At 43.5% G+C, this 591-nt stretch carries 1 protein-coding gene; it reads right to left on the reverse strand.

The window, feature by feature from the left end; genetic code table 11:
- On the reverse strand, positions 1-591 hold a 591-nt coding region (locus A3762_RS12065; RefSeq protein ID WP_304439284.1), incomplete at both ends, for a POTRA domain-containing protein.

Below are 591 nucleotides of genomic sequence, written 5' to 3' on the forward strand. Positions count from 1 at the left end.
TAGCAGAAAGATTGCCGGAGCTTTGTTCTTCGACAGAGTAATTTACGTCAATCTGATCATTTACACCTGGAACCGCAGGCGTATCGACCGTGACGTTAGCGAAATATCCTAGACGAGAAAGTTTTGTCTTAGATGCTTCAATTAGATCAGTCGATGCCGAAGCACCCTCAATTTGAACCATTTCTTGACGGAGAACCTCATCTTTAGTGGTTGTATTTCCGCGGAAATTAATTCGACGAACGTAGTTTCGCTTTCCTGGGTCAACATAAAAAACAATGCTCGCGCTATTATCGTCATGAGGCTCAGGAATTGGATTAACACTCGCATAGGTATATCCCTCGCCACCGAGTGCGCGAGAAATATTGTCTGCAGAGAGCGTTAATTTCTGACGTGAGAATGTATCCCCCTCTTTGACGAGTACGAGCTTTTCTAGTTCTTCTTTTTCTAAAATTAGCTCGCCCTTGAGCTGAAAGTCTCGCACCGTAAATAACGGACCTTCAGTGACGTTAATAGTAATAAAGACGTCCTTGCTGTCCTGCGAAATAGACACTTGCGTAGAGTCGATCGTGAATTTGATATAGCCACTATCAA

Source organism: Oleiphilus sp. HI0125, from assembly GCF_001635355.1.